This window comes from Streptomyces sp. 8K308 (assembly GCF_004348315.1).
Taxonomy (GTDB): Bacteria; Actinomycetota; Actinomycetes; order Streptomycetales; family Streptomycetaceae; genus Streptomyces.
The window spans coordinates 1-2,517 of sequence record NZ_SMKC01000551.1 but is presented as its reverse complement, the minus strand read 5'-3'; the positions used below and the strand labels follow the sequence as shown (position 1 = coordinate 2,517).

Here is a 2,517-nt window from a genome sequence, read left to right as displayed (position 1 = left end):
GGCCTGGACCTGGTGCTCGTCGACGGGCGGGGGCGGGGGCGCGGCCTGCTGCCCCTGCTGGCCGGTGTCGTAGCCTGGCGCCGTGCCGTAGCCGGTGTCCCCGCCGTAGCCGTTGCCATAGCCGTAGCCGTAGCCGCCCTGGGACTGGTGCTGGTCCTGGTACTGGTCGTGGACGGGCGGCTGCTGGCCGGTGTCGTGGCCGTACCCGTAGCCGTACTCCTGCGGGCCCTGGGCGCCGTACCCGTAGTCGTACTCGCCCTGCGCGGGCGGCTGTTGCGGCTCCGTGCCGTAGATCGGACGGCCGTACTCGTCGTATCCGTAGATCTGCCCGGACTGCCCGAACTGCCCGTACGGATCCTGTCGGTCGCTCACCAGTGCCGCCCTTCAGCCGTTCAGCGCGCCGCTTGTGTCGGTCCCTCCGCGTCTTCCGCGCAGTCACGGTAGAGGGCGCGCTTGTTGATGTAGCGCACCACCCCGTCCGGCACCAGATACCAGACCGGATCGCCCCTCGCGACCCGCTCGCGGCAGTCGGTCGACGAGATCGCCAGCGCCGGCACCTCGACCAGCGACACCCCGCCGCTCGGCAGCCCCGGGTCGGCAAGCGGGTGCCCCGGCCGGGTGACGCCGATGAAGTGGGCGAGCGAGAACAGCTCCCCCGCGTCCCGCCAGCCCAGGATCTGGGCCAGCGCGTCGGCGCCGGTGATGAAGAACAGGTCGGCGTCGGCGTGCTCGGCCCGCAGCTCGCGCAGCGTGTCGATGGTGTACGTCTTGCCGCCACGGTCGATGTCGATGCGGCTGACGGAGAACTGCGGGTTTGAGGCGGTGGCGATGACCGTCATCAGGTAGCGGTCCTCGGCCGGCGAGACCGACCTGTGGTCCTTCTGCCAGGGCTGCCCCGTCGGCACGAAGATGACCTCGTCCAGGTGGAACAGCGCGGCGACCTCGCTCGCCGCCACGAGGTGCCCGTGGTGGACGGGGTCGAACGTGCCGCCCATCACGCCGATACGGCGCTTGGCACGGGGTATCCGCTCTCGCATGCGCCGACCTTAACGGTCGCGGTTGAGGCGGGTCGTGATCCAGAGCAGGAGCAGCAGCGCGGCCAGGGCACCGCCGCCGATGGCATAGGCGTTCAGGCTGCTGTGCATGCTTTCGTGCTCACCGCCGCCCTCGTTGGCGAGCGTGACCAGGGCTTCGGCGGCGGGCGAGGCGGAGAGCGTCATAAGGCTGGCCTATCCGGGAACGTGACTGACGGCTGAAACGTAGGGTCATCGTAAGCGGACGAGCCGGCCACGGCCTCCCGCCCCCACCGCTTCGGAGCGCGGTGCACCGGGTGAGGGCGTGCTCCGGCGCACCAGACTGAGGGGGCCGGATGACGGACAACGCCGACGGAACGGACAGCGCGGGCGGCATAGCCGAGGAGCCGGTGCCGCCCGGCGGGGGGCGGCGGAGCTTCCCCGGCATCTCCTCCCGGGCCTACGAGCACCCGGCCGATCGCTCGGCGCTGGTGGCGCTGCGCAAGCTCACCGGCTTCGACACGGTGTTCAAGACGCTGAGCGGCATGCTGCCCGAGCGCAGCCTGCGGCTGCTCTTCCTCTCCGACTCGGTGCGGGTCGGCGAGCAACAGTTCGCGCACCTGCACGAGATGCTGCTCGACGCCTGCCGCATCCTGGACGTGGAGCGGGTGCCGCCGCTCTACGTCACCCAGGACCCCAACCCCAACGCCATGTGCATCGGCCTCGACCAGCCGATCATCGTGCTCACCACGGGCCTGGTCGAGCTGCTCGACGAGGACGAGATGCGGGTGGTCATCGGCCACGAGGTGGGGCACGCGCTCTCCGGGCACGCGGTCTACCGCACCATCCTGCTCTTCCTGACCTCCCTCGCGGTCCGGATCGCCTGGATCCCGCTGGGCAACATCGCGATCATGGCGATCGTCACGGCGCTGCGCGAGTGGTTCCGCAAGTCGGAGCTGTCGGCCGACCGGGCCGGCCTGCTGGTGGGCCAGGACGAGGAGGCCTCGCTGCGCACCCTGATGAAGCTGGCCGGCGGCAACCACCTGCACGAGATGAACGTGGACGCCTTCCTGGCGCAGGCCGACGAGTACGAGGCCGGCGGCGACCTGCGGGACTCCGTGCTGAAGATCCTCAACGTGCTCCCGCGCAGCCACCCGTTCGCCGCGGTGCGCGCCGCCGAGCTGCGTCGGTGGGCCCGCGGCCGCGACTACCAGCGGATCATGGACGGCCACTACCCGCGCCGGGACGGGGACGCGGACGCGTCGGTGAGCGGCGCGTTCCGCGAGTCGGCCGGGCACTTCACGGAGCGGGTGCGCACCAGCAGGGACCCGCTGATGAAGCTGGTCAGCGACGTGGCCGGCGGCGCCGGTGAACTTGGTGGCCGGCTGCGGGACTTCGCCACCGGGCAGAGCAGGTCGCGGGGCGCCGGCAGGGGCGGCACGGACCAGGCGACCACGGGCGACGGCAGCCCGGGCGACGACGGGGCCGGCGGCGGGCGCGAGGG

The 2,517-nt window shown here is 71.8% G+C and carries 3 protein-coding genes and 1 pseudogene; 1 reads left to right on the top strand and 3 read right to left on the bottom strand.

Features of this window, described 5'->3' with window-relative positions; all coding sequences use genetic code 11:
• The 3 genes and pseudogenes from E1265_RS35535 to E1265_RS37605 all read right to left on the bottom strand — a co-directional run.
• Positions 1–372: pseudogene (locus tag E1265_RS35535) on the bottom strand (LytR family transcriptional regulator); the annotation flags it as partial.
• A 20-nt stretch (positions 373–392) separates the two neighbouring features.
• Positions 393–1,037, bottom strand: coding sequence for a nicotinate-nucleotide adenylyltransferase (gene nadD, locus E1265_RS35530; RefSeq protein WP_132935071.1), 645 nt, complete (start codon positions 1,035–1,037; stop codon positions 393–395).
• Between the two features lie 9 nt (positions 1,038–1,046).
• Positions 1,047–1,220: a hypothetical protein gene (locus E1265_RS37605; protein ID WP_165954007.1), complete on the bottom strand. Its 174-nt coding sequence runs from the start codon at positions 1,218–1,220 to the stop codon at positions 1,047–1,049.
• Between the two features lie 149 nt (positions 1,221–1,369).
• Here E1265_RS37605 and E1265_RS35525 point away from each other — a divergent pair.
• A partial coding sequence (locus E1265_RS35525; RefSeq protein WP_132935070.1) for a M48 family metallopeptidase occupies positions 1,370–2,517 on the top strand: 1,148 nt, incomplete at its 3' end.

What these genes read in the sequence shown, in the direction of transcription:
- nadD (WP_132935071.1), bottom strand. Translation starts at nt 1,037, where the DNA reads ATGCGAGAGCGGATACCCCGTGCCAAGCGCCGTATCGGCGTGATGGGC.
- E1265_RS37605 (WP_165954007.1), bottom strand. Translation starts at nt 1,220, where the DNA reads ATGACGCTCTCCGCCTCGCCCGCCGCCGAAGCCCTGGTCACGCTCGCC.